The organism is Cupriavidus sp. HMR-1, assembly GCF_000319775.1.
Lineage (GTDB): Bacteria > Pseudomonadota > Gammaproteobacteria > Burkholderiales > Burkholderiaceae > Cupriavidus > Cupriavidus metallidurans.
The window spans coordinates 1-18455 of record NZ_ANKP01000246.1 but is presented as its reverse complement, the minus strand read 5'-3'; the positions used below and the strand labels follow the sequence as shown (position 1 = coordinate 18455).

Sequence of the window (18455 nt, the reverse complement as noted above, 5' to 3'; positions counted from 1 at the left end):
CCCTATAAGCTGGGGGTTTTGCTTTGGCGGCGCGGTTTTTGTTACGTGCATGTCTTTACCCGTTGTATTCAGGGTACCGGAGGATTCCTCCGGCAAAACGCATCTGATATGTTTCTCCCCATGCGTTGGCAATCTGCTGACGCAAGGTAGTCCGCAACAGTAAAGCCGCGATCGACAGTGCCCATGCTTCACAAATTGGGCTCTTGAGGCGCAGGCAAGCAATACGGGTACAGGGGGTTACATGGCCAAGAAGTTTGGGCCAGCGCTCACGATGATCGTGGGTGCATTGATGCTGACAGGCTGCGCATCAACATCAAGACAGACAATCGATCCATCAAAACTGGCTGCTGTCTCTGACGGCGATTGCAAGGCGTTCGCCGCAAAAAGCCGCCCGACGGATGCAAATTCAGGCGTAGTTCCGGATTCGCTCGAACTGGCCAATCTTGCCGGCGAGAGCGCTGCAGATGCCGAAGGCGGGGCCGACGGCGATTCCGAGCCTACGACGCCGCCGGCGCTCTCCCAACTTCCACCGTTCTCGGCCTCAAATGTGGCCAGCCCGATGCCCGTCGGGTGGCGTCCCTGGAAGATCAATCGCAACAAGACACCAACACGCTATGCGCTGACGGAAGTCGATCACCGTCTCGTGCTTCATGCGGAGGCTGACAGTTCCGCATCGGGGCTCTACGTGCCACTGATCGAGCGAGAGGCCGGCGCCTTGCGCTGGATGTGGAAGACGCGCGATGTCATCCGCACTGCCGACAATGGCGTCAGCCATCGAGAGGATTCGCCGCTGCGAATCTTCGTCGCCTTCGATGGCGATCGCTCCACGCTGCCGCTACGTGATCAGTTGATGTACGAAATGGCGCGCATCACCACAGGTCGGGAAATGCCGTACGCCACGCTGATGTATATCTGGGGCGGGCGGCTGCCGCCAGGTGCCGTCGTGAATAACCCCCACACCGATCGCGTACGCATGATCATCGTCGACTCAGGTACGCGCCATACCGGCGAGTGGCGCTGCCATGAACGGGATCTGCGCGCGGACTACCGCAAGGCATTCGGCACCGATCCGGGGAAGGTGATTGCCGTCGGTCTTATGACCGACACCGACAATACCAAGACCCGCGCGGAGTCTTGGTACGGCGATATCAGCATCGAATAACCAAAGTCAGCCGACAGCCGAATCGGTAAGGGCCAGCAGGGCGAACGTAGCCAGCCAATGTGTGGCTACGTAATGCCCTTCGACGGCTTGGGGCAGCGATGCCTCGAGATGATCCGACCATGCGCGAATCGCAAGGGGCTGGAGCACCGGCGGCAGGCCGGGGCCCAGCACCCGCCAGCACCAGGCACGGGACAGATTCAGGCCATCGAGGTGGGACATCTTCGGATCAGTCCGATCTACGACGGTCACCGGCGTGAGCCACATCGCCAGTTCTGCATCTCCAGGCGAGAACATCTCCCACCAGTCTCCGAACGAGCAGTCGTCCAGGACGTGGCGCATCAGCACGGCTTCGACCAACCCGCCCGATAGAAACTCGTCGCCACCGGGTTCATAGCGTGCCGGATAACGCTGGTCATGCCCAAACCAGCGATGCGCCTGTCGCACGATCGCCTTGCGTAATGCAAGATGTTGATCGGACTTGGCATAGAACAGCGCCATGATGAGTGCAAATGCGCTATTGAGATGCGTGCCGGTACGAACGGGAAAGTCGGCGATGTCGATGTAGTCGATGAGCCGCTGCGCGAGATGATCGGCCAGTGGCGCGCAGGCGGTGGCCCAACTCGCTGCCTGGGCATCGTGCGCACCAAGCGCGCGCAGTTCGGCCTGTAGTCTCAGGAACCATCCCCAACCGTACGGCCGTTCAAACGTTCGCGACGCCGGCCGCTCGAAGTACGCCAGCTCAGCCGCAATTGCCTCGGGGCGCAATTGCCTGTCCAGGGCAGCACGAATCCGATCGGCGACTGGCAGCGCAGGCCGCAGCGACAGGACGCGTACGAGCAGCCAGTGCATGTGCACCGATGAGTGCCAGTCGTAGCTCCCGTAAAACACTGGGTGCATCACGGCTGGGGCCGACAGATCGTCGGCGCCCACCATCAGATGGTCGACCTTATAGGGATATTGACGCGCGATGTTTTCAAGCGCCACGTGGGCAAACCGCTCCGCCGTGGCGTCATCCAGGTGCGTGTGCGTCATCGTGCGTCCGTTGTCTCAGTACGGAAGGAAACGCCAGGAATCAGGCCGGCGCCAGCCACTTCTCCACCAGCTTCACGAAGAACGACGAGCCGATTGGCAGCAGTTCATCGTTGAAGTCATAGCTCGGGTTGTGCAGCATGCACGGGCCCATGCCGTGGCCAGCTTCGCGGTGCGACCCTTCGCCATTGCCGATAAACAGGTAGCAGCCTGGCTTTGCCTGCAGCATGAACGAGAAATCCTCGGCACCCATGGTTGGCTCGACGTTGCCATCTACATTCGATGCGCCCACCAGCTCGGTGGCCACCCCCACGGCGAACTCGGCTTCGGCCGCACTGTTGATGGTCGGGGGATAGTTGCGGCTGAATTCGAACTCGATCGTGCAATCGAACGCCTGTGCCACGGCCCGCGCGACTTCTTCCATGCGGCGCTCGATCAGGTCAAGCACCGGGATCGTGAACGTTCTCACGGTGCCGCCGATCCATGCCGAGTCCGGCACGATATTGGTGGCGTCGCCCGCGTGGAACTGCGTGACGGAGATCACCGCAGCGTCGATCGGGCGCTTGTTGCGCGTGATGATGCCCTGAAGCGCGGACACGATCTGCGCACCCGTGAACACCGGGTCGCAGCCGTTGTTCGGCATGGCCGCGTGCGCGCCCTTACCACGCACCGTGATCTTGAATTCGTTGCTCGATGCCATCAGCGGGCCCGCTGTGGTGCCGAACGTGCCCACTGGCATGCCGGGCCAGTTGTGCATGCCGAATACCGCATCACATGGGAAACGGTCGAACAGCCCGTCCTTGATCATCTCGCGCGCGCCGCCGCCGCCTTCCTCGGCGGGCTGGAAAATCACGTGAACCGTGCCGTCGAAGTTGCGATGTTCAGCCAGGTGGCGGGCCGCGCCCAGCAGCATCGCGGTATGGCCGTCGTGGCCGCACGCGTGCATCTTGCCTTCGTGTTGCGAGCGATGGCCGAACGTGTTGGCCTCCTGCAGCGGCAGCGCATCCATGTCCGCGCGCAGGCCGATGGTGCGGCCGCTATTGCCGTTGCGAATCACGCCGACCAGGCCCGTCGTGCCCAGTCCGCGATGGACTTCGATCCCCCAGGACTCGAGGCTCTTTGCCACCAGATCGGACGTGCGCTGCTCCTGGAAGCAGAGTTCGGGATGGGCGTGGATGTCGCGTCGGAGGGTTCGGATTTCGGCTTGCGCCTGCAGAATTTCGGGGATGAGCTTCATGATGCCAGTCCAGGCGGATGGGGCGATTGGATACCCCCGATCATACGATGCCTGTACACAAAGCGCCAAAACGCGGCGGCGCTGCGGCTTGTCGTGGTTCGCCTGATTCCCGCTTGATCCCTGCCTGATCTCACATGGTGCCGGCCACAAGCCATTGCCGATGCAACAGTTATGGTCCGATTGTGGCGCGGCGCAGCATTGCGACAGCGCGTCCAACCGGGTGGGTTTCCCCGCATGGCGTACCCATTGCAGTGCTGGAACAGTTCATGCTTGAAGTGCCTGGCCGGCCGCGTGGCATCTTGCCTTGCAGAATCGTCGCACCAAAATGCGGCCTTTCGCACGGGCAATCGACGTGGCTGATCCTAACCGTCATTTCAAGACTTCCCCCTGGGAGAATCGCGCGATGTCCCTTCGTCACATCAGGAAGGCCATCGGCAAGACGATCAACACCGTCCTGCTGACCAGCGCCCTCGGCCTCGGTTTGGCCGCGCCAGTTCACGCCGTGGATCTGAAGATCGCCATGAGTTCGCCACCGACCTCGATGGATCCGCATTTCTACAACCTGTTCTCGAACATCAACGTGTCCGAGCACGTGTTCGAGACCCTGATCAAGCTTGATCCGGACAGCCGCGTCATTCCCGGACTTGCCGAGTCGTGGAAGCTCGTCAACAACCTGACCTGGGAATTCAAGATCCGCAAGGGCGTCAAGTGGCATGACGGCACGGAACTGACCACCGAGGACATCGCCTGGTCACTGGACCGGCCTGCCACGATCCTCAACAGCCCGGGCAAGTTCGATGTGTACACCAAGGCGATCATCAACAAGAAGATCATCGACAAGTACACGATCCAGCTGACCACCAACCAGCCGTACCCGTTGATGCTCAACGACCTGACGGCGGTGTTCATGGTGCAGAAGAAGGCCACGCAGGGCCTGTCTTCCGACGACTTTGCGCAGGGCAAGGGCATGATCGGCACCGGGCCGTTCAAGTTCGTCAGCTACGCGCGCGACGATCGCGTCGAGCTGGTCAAGAACCCCGACTACTGGGGGCCAAAGCCGGCCTGGGACAAGGTGACGCTGCGCTTCATCCCGAACCCGGCCACGCGTCTGGCGGCGCTGCTGTCGGGCGATGTGCAGGCGATCGAGAACGTGCCGACGCCGGACCTGCCCAAAGTCCGCAACGATCCCAAGCTTTCGTTCTTCTCTAAGATCTCGCATCGGGTGATCTATCTGTACTTCGACGCCAAACGGGACAAGTCACCGTTCGTGACTACGAAGGACGGCCAGGCGATGGACAAGAATCCGCTCAAGGACCCGCGCGTGCGTCTTGCCATCAGCACGGCCATCAATCGCCAGGGCATCAAGGATCGTCTGATGGAAGGGCTGTCGGAGCCGACCAACAACCTCGTGCCGCCGACGATGTTCGGCTACAACCCGGCGCTGAAGACGGTCAAGTACGATCCCGAGGCGGCGAAGAAGATGCTGGCCGAGGCGGGCTACCCCAATGGCTTCGGGTTGACGTTACATACGCCGAACAACCGGTACGTCAACGACGAGAAGATCGCGCAGACCATCGCGCAGAACCTGACGCGCATTGGCATCAACACCAAGGTGGAAGGGATGCCGATGGCCACCTACTCGGCGAAGGGGATCAAGCACGAATGGTCGTTCGGCCTGCTGGGCTGGGGTGCCCAGACCGGTGAGGTCAGCTCGCCGCTGCGCGCACTGCTAGCCTGCGAGGACTCCAAGAAGGGCTTCGGTACCACCAACTGGGGCGAGTACTGCAATCCGAAGATGGATGTGGTGCTGGAGAAGGCGCTGGCCACCGTGGATGACAATGAGCGCTCGAAGCTGCTGCAGGAAGCCACTGCCATCGCCATCCTCGATGATGGCATCATTCCGATCCATCATCAGGTGACCACGTGGGCCACGCAGAAGGGCATCGTGTACATCCCCCGTACCGACGAACGGACATACGCGCACAACTTCAAGCCGGCCGGCGCGCAATGATCCTGCCCGCACGCGGGACTTCGATGGCTCCGGTATGATCGCGGCCCCGACTGCGTCCATGCAGCCGGGGCAATCCGCCCACGCCTGCCCCCGTGGGCCGCGAACACGCTGACGCGCCGCATGCGGTCGCCAGCGAAAGGATAGTGGTAAGAACATGCTGGTCTTCATCATCCGGCGGCTGATGCAGAGTGTGGTTGTGCTCCTCGTCATGTCGCTGCTCGTGTTTCTTGGCGTCTTCGCGATCGGGAATCCGGTCGATATCCTGATCAGTCCGCAGGCGGACCAGGAAGACATCAAACGTACGATCGCCGCGCTCGGTCTCGACAAGCCGCTTTGGGAGCAATACTGGATCTTCCTGCAGAACGCGCTGCACGGTAACCTCGGCACCTCGTTCGCGCACGGCACGCCCGCGCTCAAGCTGATCTTCGAGCGGATGCCCGCCACGCTGGAGCTGGCCGTGTGCGCGATCCTGCTGGCGATCGTGCTCGGCATTCCGCTGGGGTTGTGGGCCGGGCTCCGGCCGAATGGCATCGCCGGCAAGTCGATCATGACCGTGTCGATCCTCGGCTTTTCCCTGCCCACGTTCTGGGTGGGCCTGATGCTGATCATGGTCTTCGCGGTACAGCTTGGATGGCTGCCATCCAACGGCCGGGGAGAAACGGTGCGCGTGCTGGGTGTGCCGCTGAGCTTTCTGACCGTGGACGGTATCCGCCACCTGATCCTGCCGGCCGTCACGCTGTCGCTGCTGAATATCGCGATGGTGATCCGTCTGACACGCGCCGGCACGCAGGAGGCGATGCTGCAGGACTACGTGAAGTTTGCGCGCGCCAAGGGCCTGTCGAACACCCGCATCGTCGGGGTGCACGTGCTGAAGAACATCATGATTCCGATCGTCACCGTGATCGCGCTGCAGTTCGGGTCGATCATCGCCTTCGCGATCGTCACGGAGTCCATCTTTGCCTGGCCCGGCATGGGCAAGCTCATCATCGACTCGATTCAGTTGCTGGACCGCCCGGTGATCGTTGCCTACCTGATGGTGATCGTGACGTTGTTCATCCTGATCAACCTGCTGGTCGACATCCTCTACAGCATGCTCGATCCGCGCGTGCGGATTGCCGACAACAAGGGCTGAGCCATGAGTACTTCGACCGTACCGCAAAACGCGGCCAAGGCGGCCGGTACCGCCAAAGAGCAGACGCCGTTCCGCCGCTTCGCCAGCCAGTTCATGGAGAGCAAGCTTGCGATGATGGGGCTGGTCATCCTTGGGCTGATCATCCTGATCGCGATATTCGCGCCGTGGCTCGCGCCACAGAATCCCTACGACCTCGCGACCCTGGACGTGCTCGACGCCCGCCTGGCTCCCGGCGAGCAGGCGGGCAGCGGCATGACGTTCCTGCTGGGCTCCGACGAACAGGGCCGCGACATGCTCTCCGCGGTGATGTACGGCCTGCGCATCAGCGTGGGCGTCGGGGTGGTCAGCACCGTGATTGCGCTGCTGCTGGGTGCCACGCTCGGCTTGCTGGCGGGCTTCATCGGCGGCCGCACCGAGGCCTTCATCATGCGCGTGGCCGACCTGCAGCTTTCGTTTCCGCCGATCCTGCTGGCGCTGATCCTGCTGGCGTTCCTGCGTCCCGGCATCGGCAACATCGTCATCGCGCTGGTGGCTGTGCAGTGGGCCTACTACGCGCGCACCACGCGTAGCGCAGCGCTGGTCGAGCGGCGCAAGGAATATATCGAGGCGGCCACCTGCCTGGGCCTGCCGCCGGGGCGCATCATGTTCCGCCATCTGCTGCCGAACTGCCTGCCGCCGCTGATCGTTATCGCCGCGCTGCAAGTCGCGTCGGCCATCACGCTGGAGGCCACGCTGTCGTTCCTGGGGCTTGGTGTGCCGGTTACCGAGCCGTCGCTTGGGATGCTGATCGCCAATGGCCAGCAGTACATGCTGTCCGGCAAGTACTGGATCAGCTTCTTCCCGGGCATCGCCCTCGTGATCACAATCGTGGCGATGAACCTCGTGGCCGACCAGTTGCGCGATGTGCTCAATCCGCGCCTGCAAACGCAATAACGGACCAGGAGCCGACATGACGCAACCGACCCTGGTCGTCGAACACCTGAAAACGCAGTTCTTTACCCGAGCCGGCGTGGCGCGTGCCGTGGACGACGTGTCGTTCACGGTTGGCCGTGGCGAGATCATGGGCCTGGTCGGTGAATCGGGCTCGGGCAAGTCGATGACCGGCTATTCGATCATGGGGCTGATCGATCCGCCGGGCAAAGTGGTCGAAGGCCGCATTGCGCTGACCAGCCGGGACGGCGTGACTCGCGACCTGCGCGCGCTGACGCCCGCGCAGCAACGCGACGTGCGTGGCAACCGGATCGCGATGATCTTTCAGGACCCGATGATGACGCTGAACCCGGTCCTGCGCATCGACACCCAGATGATCGAAGCCGTGCGCGCGCACGACGATGTCAGCAAGGCCGCCGCGCGTGAGCGCGCGCGCAATGCGCTGGCACGCGTCGGCATCCCTTCGCCGGACGAGCGGCTGCAGGCCTATCCGCATCAGTTTTCCGGCGGCATGCGCCAGCGCGTGGCGATTGCGATTGCCCTGCTCAACAAGCCCGACCTGATCATCGCCGATGAGCCGACGACCGCGCTCGACGTCACGATCCAGGGGCAGATCCTGTATGAAATGCAGACGCTGTGCCGCGAATCCGGCACCGCGCTGATCTGGATCACTCATGACCTTTCCGTTGTGGCGGGGCTGGCCGACAAGGTCTGCGTGATGTACGCGGGCAAGATCGTCGAATCGGGCGACGTGCGGCAGGTGCTCGAAGCTCCCCGGCACCCTTATACCCACGGGCTGATCGACTCGGCGCCGTCGCGCAATCCGCGTGGTGCGCCGCTGCGACAGATTCCGGGCATGACGCCATCGCTGCTGAATCTGCCGAGCGGATGCGCGTTTCGCGAGCGCTGCCCCTATGCCACGGAGATCTGCGCCACCGAGCCGCCGCTTGAACTGTCGCCAGATGGGAGGCAGTTGCGCTGCTTCCATCCGGTACACGCCCAGCAGGAGGCCGCATGAGCTCGAACGTGATGGATACCCCGGGCGCCCTGGCCTCCGGCGTGGCTGCGGAAACGGCCATGCCGCCGGCGCCGCTGCTGGAACTGCGAGGCGTCTCCAAGCGCTTCGTCAAGTCGCTCGACATCGCGGCGAAAGTCGCCAATGTCTTCGGCGCGAAGCAGCGCGTGGAGATCGTTCATGCGGTGGATCGTGTCGATCTCTCGATCCGCACTGGCGAGGTTGTTGGTCTCGTGGGGGAATCGGGCTGCGGCAAGTCCACGCTGGGCCGCATGGCCGTGGGCCTGCACACGCTGACCGAAGGGGAGCGATTCTGGCGCGGGACGGATCTTGACCGGCTGCCGCCAGACCGGAAGCGCGAGAAGCAGCTTGCGATCCAGATGATTTTCCAGGACCCGTACGCGTCGCTGAATCCACGGATGCGCGTGCTCGACATCGTCGGCGAGGCGCCTGTCGTCCACGGCATGGTGGAGAAGGGCGCGCAGAAGGCGTATGTGGAAGACATGCTCGTGCGCGTGGGGATGGATCCGACCGTGCTGCGCCGCTTCCCGCACCAATTCTCGGGCGGTCAGCGCGCGCGGATCGGCATTGCGCGCGCGTTGGCGGTCAAGCCGGAGTTCCTGGTTTGCGATGAATCGGTGGCGGCGCTAGATGTATCGATCCAGGCCCAGGTCCTGAACCTGTTCATGCGCCTGCGCGAAGAACTGAACCTTACGTACCTGTTCATCAGCCATGATCTGGGCGTGGTCAAGCACATCAGCGACCGCGTGGTGATCATGTATCTGGGACGTGTGGTGGAGTCCGCGCCGACCGAGGAAGTGTTCGCCGCGCCGAATCATCCCTATACGCAGGCGTTGCTGGCCGAGGCGCCGAAGCTTGAGGTTGGCAAGAAGACTTACGTGGCGATCCGGGGCGAGATTCCGTCGCCGCTGAATCCGCCCACCGGCTGCCACTTTCATCCGCGCTGCCCGCACGCGATGCCACGTTGCAAGACCGAGCAGCCGGTCCTCAAAGAGATCGCGCCGCTGAGGTTTTCAGCGTGTCATCTGAACGATCAGACCTGACGGGGTGAGTGTTTTCTCCCCTCTCACGCAGTGCGGGAGAGGGGAGCAAAGGGAGCAAAAAAAGGCCGTCAGCGAATCACCACGCCCCGCGAGTTGATGATCGTCATCTCGACGAACTTCGAGCCCACATGGCTCTCGGGCGAGAACTGAACGATATAGCCACCGAGGTCGACGTTGCGCATGGTTTCCAGCGCCGTCACCAGGCGCTCGCGCGTCAGGTCCTTGCCCGCGCGCCGCAGGCCCTCGACGAACGACTTGGCAGCGATGAAGCCCTCGATGCTGGCGTAGTCGAAGTCATTCTGCTTGCCAGCCGCCTGCAGCAGCCGCAGGTACTCGCGCACCACCGGCAGCGTGGCGTTGCCGGGGTGTGGCATCACCTGCGAGATGATCACGCCGCTGCCCTGCGGCCCCACTTCCTTGGCCAGCGCCTGGGTGCCGACGAACGACACGTTGTAGAACTGCCCGCTGTAGCCGCGTCGCAGCGCTTCCTTCACGAAGGCGCCGACCGTGCGGTAGGCGCTGATCAGCACGACCGCGTCCGGCTTGGCCTTCATCGCCGTCTGCATGGCATCGCCGATTTCCACCGTGTTCCGGATCACGCTTTCCTGGGCCACCAGTTGCACGCCGCTGTCGGCGGGCAGGGCCTTGATGGCGTGCTCGACGCCGGAGAGGCCGGCACGGCCGTAAGCGTCGTCGTTGAAGACCACGACGATGCGCTTGAGGCCGGTGGTACGGATCTGACGCACGATCGCGGCGGTTTCTTCCTCATAGCCGGCGCGCACATGGAATACGTAGCGGCTCTGCGGGTCGCGCAGCGACTGCGCCCCGGTGAACGGCGCGAAGAACGGGATGCGTGCCTGGTTGACCAGCGGCATCACGGCCTGGCTGGTCGGCGTGCCCACATAGCCGAACAGGGCGAAGACCCGGTCTTCCTCGATCAGCTTTTTCGTATTCTTGACGGCCTCTTCCGGCTCGTACATGTCGTCGAGCGCCTTGAGCTCGATCTTGCGGCCGAACACGCCGCCCTGCTTGTTGATGTAGTCGAAGTAGAGGCGGGCGCCGGCGTTCATCTGCTTGCCGAGCACGGCTGTGGGGCCGGACAGCGCGGCCGACTGGCCCAGCAGGATGGTGTCGGTGGTGACGCCCGTTTCGCCAGCCGTGGTGTTGGCGGCAAAGGCGGCGCCAGTCACGCCGCAGCTACCGATGGCGCACGCCATCAGCAGGCCGGCAAATGTCCGGCGATTGACCCTAGATTGCAAAACCATGTAAATCCCCGTCAAAAAATCCGTCAACCATTCTTGTTACTGCTGTGTTGCTTCTCGGATCCGCGTCCCCTCGCGATCTGACGTCGCTGCGGGTTCTTTCCGACCCGGGGGGCGGAACGCGCCGGCACATCATAATCGAATACAATCGGAGCCAAACAATTTCTCCCGGTTGGGAATGTTCTGGCGAGGCCGTTGCGCCACAGTCACATGGTGGAACATGGCAGAGGCGAAGTTCGTTTCGCCCTGACGCTGGCCTGTTCGCCGTACTTCATTGCCCACACCGGGCGCCCCACTGAAGTTATCTGCCTGCCGATACCGCCATGGCCACCCGCATCGTCCGCGCCGCCTGCCCCCACGATTGCCCCGATACCTGTGCACTGCTCGTCACCGTCGAAGACGGCCGGGCGATCAAGGTCGCCGGAGACCCCGAGCATCCGGGCACCCAGGGTGTGCTCTGCACCAAGGTTTCGCGCTATACCGAACGCACCTATCACCCGGACCGGCTGTTGACCCCGCTGCGGCGCGTGGGCAAGAAGGGCGAGGGCAGGTTCGAGCCAATTTCGTGGGACGAGGCGCTCGACGAAATTGCCGGGCGGCTGTCATCGATCGCCGCCCGGAATCCTGAGGCGATCGTTCCCTACAGCTACGCTGGCACGATGGGCCTGGTACAGGGCGAGAGCATGGCCGCGCGCTTCTTCCACAAGCTCGGCGCCTCGCTGCTCGATCGCACGATCTGCGCCAGTGCGGGCGCCACGGCCCTGCGCCATACCTACGGCGCTAGCGTCGGCATGGACATGGAGCAGGTGGTCGACGCGAAGCTGATCATTATCTGGGGCAGCAATCCGATTACGTCGAACCTGCATTTCTGGACGCGCGCCCAGGAAGCCAAGCGCCGTGGCGCGACGCTGGTGGCGATCGACCCGTACCGCTCGCTGACGGCGGAGAAATGCCATCGTCATATCGCGCCGATGCCGGGCACCGACGCCGCGCTGGCGCTGGCGATGATGCATGTGCTGATTCGCGACGACCTGATCGACCACGACTACGTCGCCCGCCATACCGTTGGCTTCGATGCGCTGCGCGAACGGGCGATGCAGTTCTCGCCGGAAACGGCGGCGCGGATCTGCGGGATTCCGGTCGATGACATCGAGTGGCTCGCCGGGCTGTACGGCAAACTCGCCGTGCGCGAGCGCCAACCGGTGGCGATCCGCCTGAATTACGGGATGCAGCGCGTGCACGGTGGCGGCCAGGCAGTGCGTGCCGTGGCGTGCCTGCCTTCGCTGGTCGGTGCATGGCGCGAGGCCGCAGGCGGCCTGCTGTTGTCGACGTCGGGCTTCTTCCCGGTCGACAACGCGACGCTGCAACGGCCTGACCTGCTGCCTGGCTGGCCGAACCTGCCGCGCACGATCAACATGAGCACGATCGGCGACGCGCTGCTGGACGACGGCACCACTGGCAACGGCCCGAAGATCGAAGCCGTGGTGGTCTACAACAGCAACCCTGTGGCGGTGGCGCCGGAATCGGCGAAGGTGGCAGCCGGGTTTGGACGCGACGACCTGTTCACGGTCGTACTGGAGCACTTCCGGACCGATACGGCCGACTACGCCGATATCGTGCTGCCGGCCACGACGCAGCTCGAGCACGTCGATGTGCACAAGGCCTACGGCCACACTTACTTCCTGGCGAACAACCAGGCGGTGGAGCCGCTCGGGCAGGCGCTGCCGAACACGGAGATCTTCCGCCGGCTGGCCGCGCGCATGGGATTCACGGAGTCCTGCTTTGCCGACAGCGACGAGGCGATCGCATCGCAGGCCGTCCTGCGTGACGACAAGCGCGCGGCGGGTATTAGCTGGGATTCCCTCAAGGCCCGGGGCTGGCAGAAACTGAATATCGCCAAGGCGCCATTCGCCGAGGGCGGCTTCCCGTCGGCATCGGGCAAGTGCGAGTTCTATTCGGAGACGATGGCGCGCGAGGGGCTTGATCCCGTCCCCGCCTACGTGCCGCCTTACGAAGCGCCTTCGTCGGCCCCCGAACTGTTCGCGCGTTACCCGCTGGCGATGATCTCGCCGCCGGCACGCAACTTCCTCAACAGCACGTTCGTCAATGTCGACAGCCTGCGCGCCACCGAAGGCGAGCCGCATCTCGACATCCATCCGCTCGACGCCGCGGTGCGTGGCATTGCCAATGGCGCGCTGGTCCGTGCCTTCAACGATCGCGGCAGCATGCAAGCGCGTGCCCGAGTGACCGACCGAGCCCGACAAGGGCTGGTCGTCGGCTTGTCGATCTGGTGGAAGAAGCTCGCGCCGGATGGCAAGAACGCCAACGAACTGACCAGCCAGCGATTGACGGACCTGGGGCGCGCGCCGGTGTTCTACGATTGCCTGGTCGAAGTGGAGCCGGTGCCGGTGCCCGCCGAGGCGCTGGCATCATGATCCGCTGGCCGGCCCGCCGGCGCCTGGCGAGTGCCCTGGCGGTGCTCGGCGCGGCGTTGCTGGTGGCCGGTTGCGACACACTCGGCTACTACTATCAGTCGATCGGCGGCCATCTCGGCGTGATGGCGCAGGCACAACCGATCGACGATGCCATTGCCACGGCCAATGACGCCCACGATGCGCGCCTGGCTCAGCGTCTGACGCTGGCCCGCGAGATCCGCGACTACGCCTCGCGCGAGTTGAAGCTGCCTGACAACGGCAGCTATCGCCGCTACGCCAACCTGCATCGTCCCTATGTAGTGTGGAGCGTGTTTGCCACGCCCGAGCTGTCGATGGATCTGCGCAAGTGGTGCTTTCCAATCGTCGGTTGCATCACCTATCGGGGCTATTACGACCAGAAAGCTGCCGACCACTACGCACTGGGGCTGCGCCGTGACGGGCTGGAGGCCTATGTGGCCGGCATCCCCGCGTATTCCACGCTTGGCTACTTCGACGACCCGCTGCTCAACACCTTCGTCTACCTGCCCGAAGGCGAACTGGCGCGGCTGATCTTCCACGAGTTGGCGCATCAGGTGGTCTACGTGCGCAACGACACGGCGTTCAACGAATCGTTTGCCACGGCGGTGGAGACGGCCGGCGTCGAACGCTGGCTCGCGCAGGAAGGATCGCCCGAGGTGCGCGCCAGCTATCAGATCTACGACAAGCGGCGGCGCCAGTTCCGCACCATGCTGCTGGGCGCGCGCGAACAACTGGTCGAGCTTTACCATTCGCCGCTCGACGATGGCGCCAAGCGGCAAGGCAAGGCGCGCATCTTCGACGAACTGCGCCAGACGTACGCGAACCTCAAGAAGGACGAGTGGGGCGGCTACAGTGGCTATGACCGATGGTTCGAGCAGCCACTGACCAACGCCCATCTCGCCGCTGTCGCCACGTATCAGCAATGGGTGCCGGCTTTTGCCGCGTTACTGGCGCAATGTGATGGTGACTGGGAGCGCTTCTACGCAGCCGCGCGCAAGATCGGCGATCTCCCACCGGCAGAGCGCGACGCGGCTTTGCGCAAGCTGGCGCCGCCCGCCACCGAGGTGAAGCCGCTGACCGCCTTGCGTGCGACGGACGCCGGCAGGCAGACATCAGCTACCAGCCAGGGGCAGTAGCCGCAGAGGTCAATCGCGGGAGTTTCCCAATGGTGGTGCGCATGGGCCGTGCGAGAATGGCCGACATGCCTCGCGCCCTCAAAAGAACCAGCCATACGCCTCGTGCCGCCGAAGCCACCACGCTGGCAGAAAGCGGCCCTGCACGCGCGCACGTCGCCGAACGTCAGGAAGCGCGTCGTCGCCAGATTCTCGACGCGGCGGGCCAGCTCTTCTACACGAAGGGCTACCCAGGCATGACGATGAACGATCTGTGCCGGGCGCTCGGCGTGACCAAGCCCGCCGTCTATTACTACTTCGCTGACAAGTACGAGATCTTCGACATCCTGTGTCGCGAGTCGGCACAGACCTGTCTGACGGTGATCCGCGAGACCGCTGACCCGGCGCTGCCGGTTCGCGAGCGGCTGAGCGCCTGCCTGCTGGAAATGGCGCGACGCTGCGTCCGCTGCCATGTGGCCGCCGCCCTGAGCTTCCGCGACAACCAGTACCTGAGGCCGGACACGGTGGACTGGCTCAACACCATGGCGCGCGATTTCTATCGCGACCTGTACGCGCTTCTGGAAGAAGGACGTGAGGCGGGCGTGTTCGAGTTCGGCGATGCGCGCGTGACCGCGCATTCCATGGGCGGCGTGATTGGATTCATGTACACGTGGCACGAGCCGGGACGCATGGACCCGGAGACGCTGGCGCAGGAGTTGGCCAGGAACATGATGAAACTGGTCCTGCCGAATTGATCGCAGTCAAAGCCAGCTGAGGCCGTCAGGGTATTCCCTTGGTCACCTTAATGGGTGACGCATAATCCATGATTTCACGGTCGTATTCGTGGAGGACTTCGTCTAACGTGTTGTCTCGATAGCATCGCGCGTTTAGCATTGCGAAAAAATCGAACGACCATTCAGAAATTCAGGAGACGGTATGGAAAAGCTGTGGCTGAAAAACTATCCGGCAGGCGTGCCAGCAGAGATCGACGCCAGCCAGTTCCGTTCACTGGCCCAGTTGCTCGAGGAATCGTTCCGTACCTATGCCGATCGCCGGGCATTCATCTGCATGGACCATGCGATGACCTACGGCGAACTCGATCAGCTTTCTCACGCCTTCGCCGCGTGGCTGCAGTCGCGGGGCCTGCGCCCCGGCGCGCGCGTTGCGATCATGATGCCGAACGTGCTGCAGTATCCGGTGGTGCTGGCGGCCGTGCTGCGGGCCGGCTACGTGGTGGTCAACGTCAATCCGCTCTACACGCCGCGTGAACTCGAGCACCAGCTCAAGGACAGCGGCGCCGAGGCGATCGTCATCCTCGAGAACTTCGCGTCGACGCTGCAGGCCGTGCTGTCGGCCACGCCGGTCAAACACGTCGTGGTGGCCAGCATGGGCGACCTGCTTGGTACGGTGAAGGGCGCGATCGTCAATTTCGTGGTCCGTAACGTCAAGAAGATGGTGCCGGCCTGGGAGCTGCCCCACTGCGTGCGCTTCAAGGACGTGCTGGCCGAAGGCCGCAAGATGACGCTGAAGCCGGTCAATACCGGTCCCGATGACGTGGCGTTCCTGCAGTACACGGGCGGGACCACCGGCGTGTCGAAGGGGGCCACGTTGCTGCATCGGAACATCGTGGCCAACGTGCTGCAGTCCGAAGCGTGGATGCAGCCGGCGCTGGCCAAGGGCGCGCCTATCGACCAGGTGGTCACCATCACCGCGCTGCCGCTGTACCACATCTTCGCGCTGACCGTCTGCTGCCTGCTGGGGATGCGCAGCGGTGGCCTGAGCATCCTGATCCCGAATCCGCGCGATATCCCGGGCTTCATCAAGGAACTGCAGAAGTACAAGTTCCACATGTTCCCGGCCGTGAACACGCTCTACAACGCGCTGCTGAATCATCCGGACTTCGCCAAGATCGATTTCTCGGGCCTGCGCGTGGCCAATGGCGGCGGCATGGCCGTGCAGGAAGCCGTGGCCAAGAACTGGCTGGCGAAGACGGGCTGCCCGATCATCGAAGGCTACGGCCTGTCCGAAACCTCGCCGTCGGCCACCTGCAATCCGACCGATACCGATGCGTTCTCCGGCACGATTGGTCTGCCGCTGCCGTCGACCGACGTGTCGATCCGCGACGACGACGGCAACGAACTGCCGCTCGGCCAGCCGGGCGAAATCTGCCTGCGCGGGCCGCAGGTGATGGCCGGCTACTGGAATCGCCCCGACGAGACCGCCAAGGTCATGACCGCCGACGGCTTCTTCAAGACGGGCGACATTGGCGTGATGGACGAGCGCGGCTATACCAAGATCGTCGATCGCAAGAAGGACATGATTCTGGTGTCGGGCTTCAATGTGTATCCGAACGAAGTGGAAGGCGTGGTAGCGGAATGCCCGGGCGTGCTGGAAGTCGCCGCCGTGGGCGTGCCGGACCAGCACTCGGGCGAGGTGGTGAAGCTGTTCGTGGTCAAGAAGGACCCGGCGTTGTCCGAGGCCGACGTGATTGCGTTCTGCAAGGAACGCCTGACCGGCTACAAGCGCCCCAAGTACGTCGAGTTCCGTACCGAACTGCCGAAGACCAACGTCGGCAAGATCCTGCGCCGCGAACTGCGCGATAGCCGCAAGGCAGCCTGACGCAGGATCTGGCGCCTCAACACTCGTTTGACGGCGCCATCTGCGGTTGTGTCGATCCGTCCGGATAGATCAGCCGCACACACGCGCCGGGCTCCAGTCCCGGCGCCGCCGGCGCATTCACCTGCGCCACGGTGCCATCGGCAGTCCGTACCTTGTACTGGTAGAGATCCATCTGCTGAGGCGGCTGCCGGTTGAACAGGCGTGTCAGATCCATCGAGAATCCCACGCCAACGCCGCCACCGCCACCACCGCCGCCAACACCGGCGGCTCCCACACCGACGCCGTAGCCGCTGTCGGTCGGATTCGCGACGTCGATCCGCGTCAGGAACGTCTTTTCGGTGACGCGTCCGAGCTTGACCGTCGCGTTCACCGGGGTGATCTGCGGGCCCGAAGGCGTCGAGGAGGCACATGCCGCCACGACGCACGCGGTGGACAAGATCCCGATGAGTTGCAGCGGACGAGACAGTAACTGGGTCATGACGTGGGCAGGCTGGTCTTGAGGCGGCCGAGCAGCCGGAACAGCGCGCGGCGATCGGTTTCGGCCAGGCCGGAGAACAATTGCTCGATCCATCCCTCGTGCGCGCGCGCCATGCTGGAGAACGCTGCCCGGCCGGCAGGCGTCAGGCGGATCAGATAGGCGCGGCGATCGGTGGGCAGCGCCTCGCGCGTGACCAGGCCTTCCTGCTGCAACTGGTCGGTGATGCCGGTGACATTGCCACCGGTCACCATCATGCGGCGAGATAACTCGCCCATCTTGAGGCCCTCAGGATGCCGATCGAGCTGCGACATCAGATCGAAGCGGGGCAAGGTGACCGCGAAGTCCTGACGTAGCCGCGAACGGATGTCGCCCTCGATCAGGTTCGTGCAGGTCAGCAGGCGCAGCCAGAGGCGCAGCGCCTCATGCTCCGAGTCGCCGGCGCTGGTCTCCAGATCGACCGGCGCCGGCTCGTCGGTACTGCTGGCGGAGGAAGGATTGGGCATCGTGGTTAGGGCAGGCGAAAACTTGATATTTCAAGTATATGCCTTGCCCGGCCACGATCGGTTGTCGTCAGTCGACCTTTGCGCCGGAATCCTTGACCACCTTGGCCCATTTGATGTGCTCGGCGCGGATGAGAGCGGCGAACTGGTCGGGTGTGTTGCCGACCGGATCGGCGCCCTGGGCCATCATTCGGTCGCGCACGGCAGGGGTGCTCAGGCTCTTGGCGACTTCCTGCTGGATGCGATGGATGATCTCCGGCGACGTGCCAGCCGGTGCCAGCAGCCCGAACCACGAACTGGCCTCATAGTTCGGCAGGTTCGCCGCGGCCGCCACGGTGGGCACGCCGGGCAGCGCCGGCGACGGCTTGGCGCTGGTCACGGCCAGCGCCTTGAACTTGCCGGCCTTGATCAGCGCCATGGAGGAAGGCAGGTTGTCGAACATCACCTGCAT

Annotated in this window: 16 protein-coding genes; 10 read left to right on the top strand and 6 right to left on the bottom strand. The window is 63.8% G+C overall.

The window, feature by feature from the left end:
• Nucleotides 1–241: 241 nt before the first annotated feature.
• On the top strand, nucleotides 242–1162 hold the full coding sequence (locus D769_RS26085; RefSeq protein ID WP_008651138.1) for a DUF3047 domain-containing protein: 921 nt from the start codon (nucleotides 242–244) through the stop codon (nucleotides 1160–1162).
• 6 nt (nucleotides 1163–1168) lie between these two features.
• Here D769_RS26085 and D769_RS26080 read toward each other — a convergent pair whose 3' ends face one another.
• Nucleotides 1169–2194, bottom strand: a complete 1026-nt coding sequence (locus D769_RS26080) for a DUF2891 domain-containing protein (protein WP_008651137.1) — start codon at nucleotides 2192–2194, stop codon at nucleotides 1169–1171.
• Between the two features lie 40 nt (nucleotides 2195–2234).
• Nucleotides 2235–3428, bottom strand: coding sequence for a M20 aminoacylase family protein (locus tag D769_RS26075; RefSeq protein WP_008651136.1), 1194 nt, complete (start codon nucleotides 3426–3428; stop codon nucleotides 2235–2237).
• Nucleotides 3429–3831: 403 nt separating this feature from the next.
• Between D769_RS26075 and D769_RS26070 the strand changes: the two genes are divergently transcribed.
• The 5 genes from D769_RS26070 to D769_RS26050 all read left to right on the top strand — a co-directional run bounded on the left by D769_RS26070 (nucleotide 3832) and on the right by D769_RS26050 (nucleotide 9580).
• Complete coding sequence (locus D769_RS26070) at nucleotides 3832–5439, top strand: ABC transporter substrate-binding protein (protein ID WP_008651132.1); 1608 nt, start codon at nucleotides 3832–3834, stop codon at nucleotides 5437–5439.
• 154 nt (nucleotides 5440–5593) lie between these two features.
• Complete coding sequence (locus D769_RS26065) at nucleotides 5594–6571, top strand: ABC transporter permease (protein WP_008651130.1); 978 nt, start codon at nucleotides 5594–5596, stop codon at nucleotides 6569–6571.
• Nucleotides 6572–6574: 3 nt separating this feature from the next.
• A complete protein-coding gene (locus D769_RS26060) occupies nucleotides 6575–7504 on the top strand; it encodes an ABC transporter permease (protein WP_008651128.1) in 930 nt (309 codons plus the stop codon).
• 16 nt (nucleotides 7505–7520) lie between these two features.
• Nucleotides 7521–8519: an ABC transporter ATP-binding protein gene (locus D769_RS26055; RefSeq protein ID WP_008651127.1), complete on the top strand. Its 999-nt coding sequence runs from the start codon at nucleotides 7521–7523 to the stop codon at nucleotides 8517–8519.
• 11 nt (nucleotides 8520–8530) lie between these two features.
• Nucleotides 8531–9580: an ABC transporter ATP-binding protein gene (locus D769_RS26050; RefSeq protein WP_085959097.1), complete on the top strand. Its 1050-nt coding sequence runs from the start codon at nucleotides 8531–8533 to the stop codon at nucleotides 9578–9580.
• 68 nt (nucleotides 9581–9648) lie between these two features.
• Here the strand turns inward: D769_RS26050 and D769_RS26045 are convergent, their stop codons facing one another.
• Nucleotides 9649–10845 carry an ABC transporter substrate-binding protein gene (locus D769_RS26045; protein ID WP_040011271.1) on the bottom strand — a complete coding sequence of 399 codons (1197 nt, stop codon included), beginning with the start codon at nucleotides 10843–10845 and terminating at the stop codon, nucleotides 9649–9651.
• 320 nt (nucleotides 10846–11165) lie between these two features.
• On the opposite strand from D769_RS26045, the gene D769_RS26040 reads away from it, so the two are divergent.
• The 4 genes from D769_RS26040 (at nucleotide 11166) to D769_RS26025 (ending at nucleotide 17026) form a co-directional block, all read left to right on the top strand.
• The gene (locus tag D769_RS26040) at nucleotides 11166–13277 is read left to right on the top strand and encodes a molybdopterin oxidoreductase family protein (protein ID WP_008651123.1); all 2112 of its coding nucleotides are present in this window, start codon (nucleotides 11166–11168) and stop codon (nucleotides 13275–13277) included.
• Nucleotides 13274–14431, top strand: a complete 1158-nt coding sequence (locus D769_RS26035) for an aminopeptidase (protein WP_008651121.1) — start codon at nucleotides 13274–13276, stop codon at nucleotides 14429–14431. Before D769_RS26040 ends, D769_RS26035 begins: the two co-directional genes overlap by 4 nt.
• 65 nt (nucleotides 14432–14496) lie before the next feature.
• A complete protein-coding gene (locus D769_RS26030; protein WP_241227906.1) occupies nucleotides 14497–15162 on the top strand; it encodes a TetR/AcrR family transcriptional regulator in 666 nt (221 codons plus the stop codon).
• Nucleotides 15163–15343: 181 nt separating this feature from the next.
• The gene (locus D769_RS26025) at nucleotides 15344–17026 is read left to right on the top strand and encodes a long-chain fatty acid--CoA ligase (protein WP_008651112.1); all 1683 of its coding nucleotides are present in this window, start codon (nucleotides 15344–15346) and stop codon (nucleotides 17024–17026) included.
• Nucleotides 17027–17042: 16 nt separating this feature from the next.
• On the opposite strand, the gene D769_RS26020 is transcribed toward D769_RS26025, so the two are convergent.
• The 3 genes from D769_RS26020 to D769_RS26010 form a co-directional block, all read right to left on the bottom strand.
• The gene (locus D769_RS26020) at nucleotides 17043–17504 is read right to left on the bottom strand and encodes a hypothetical protein (RefSeq protein ID WP_008651110.1); all 462 of its coding nucleotides are present in this window, start codon (nucleotides 17502–17504) and stop codon (nucleotides 17043–17045) included.
• Nucleotides 17501–18007: a MarR family transcriptional regulator gene (locus D769_RS26015; protein ID WP_008651109.1), complete on the bottom strand. Its 507-nt coding sequence runs from the start codon at nucleotides 18005–18007 to the stop codon at nucleotides 17501–17503. The genes D769_RS26020 and D769_RS26015 overlap by 4 nt, the downstream gene beginning before the upstream one ends.
• A gap of 67 nt (nucleotides 18008–18074) precedes the next feature.
• Nucleotides 18075–18455 (bottom strand): tripartite tricarboxylate transporter substrate-binding protein (locus D769_RS26010; RefSeq protein WP_008651108.1); only part of this gene is annotated, 381 nt, incomplete at its 5' end.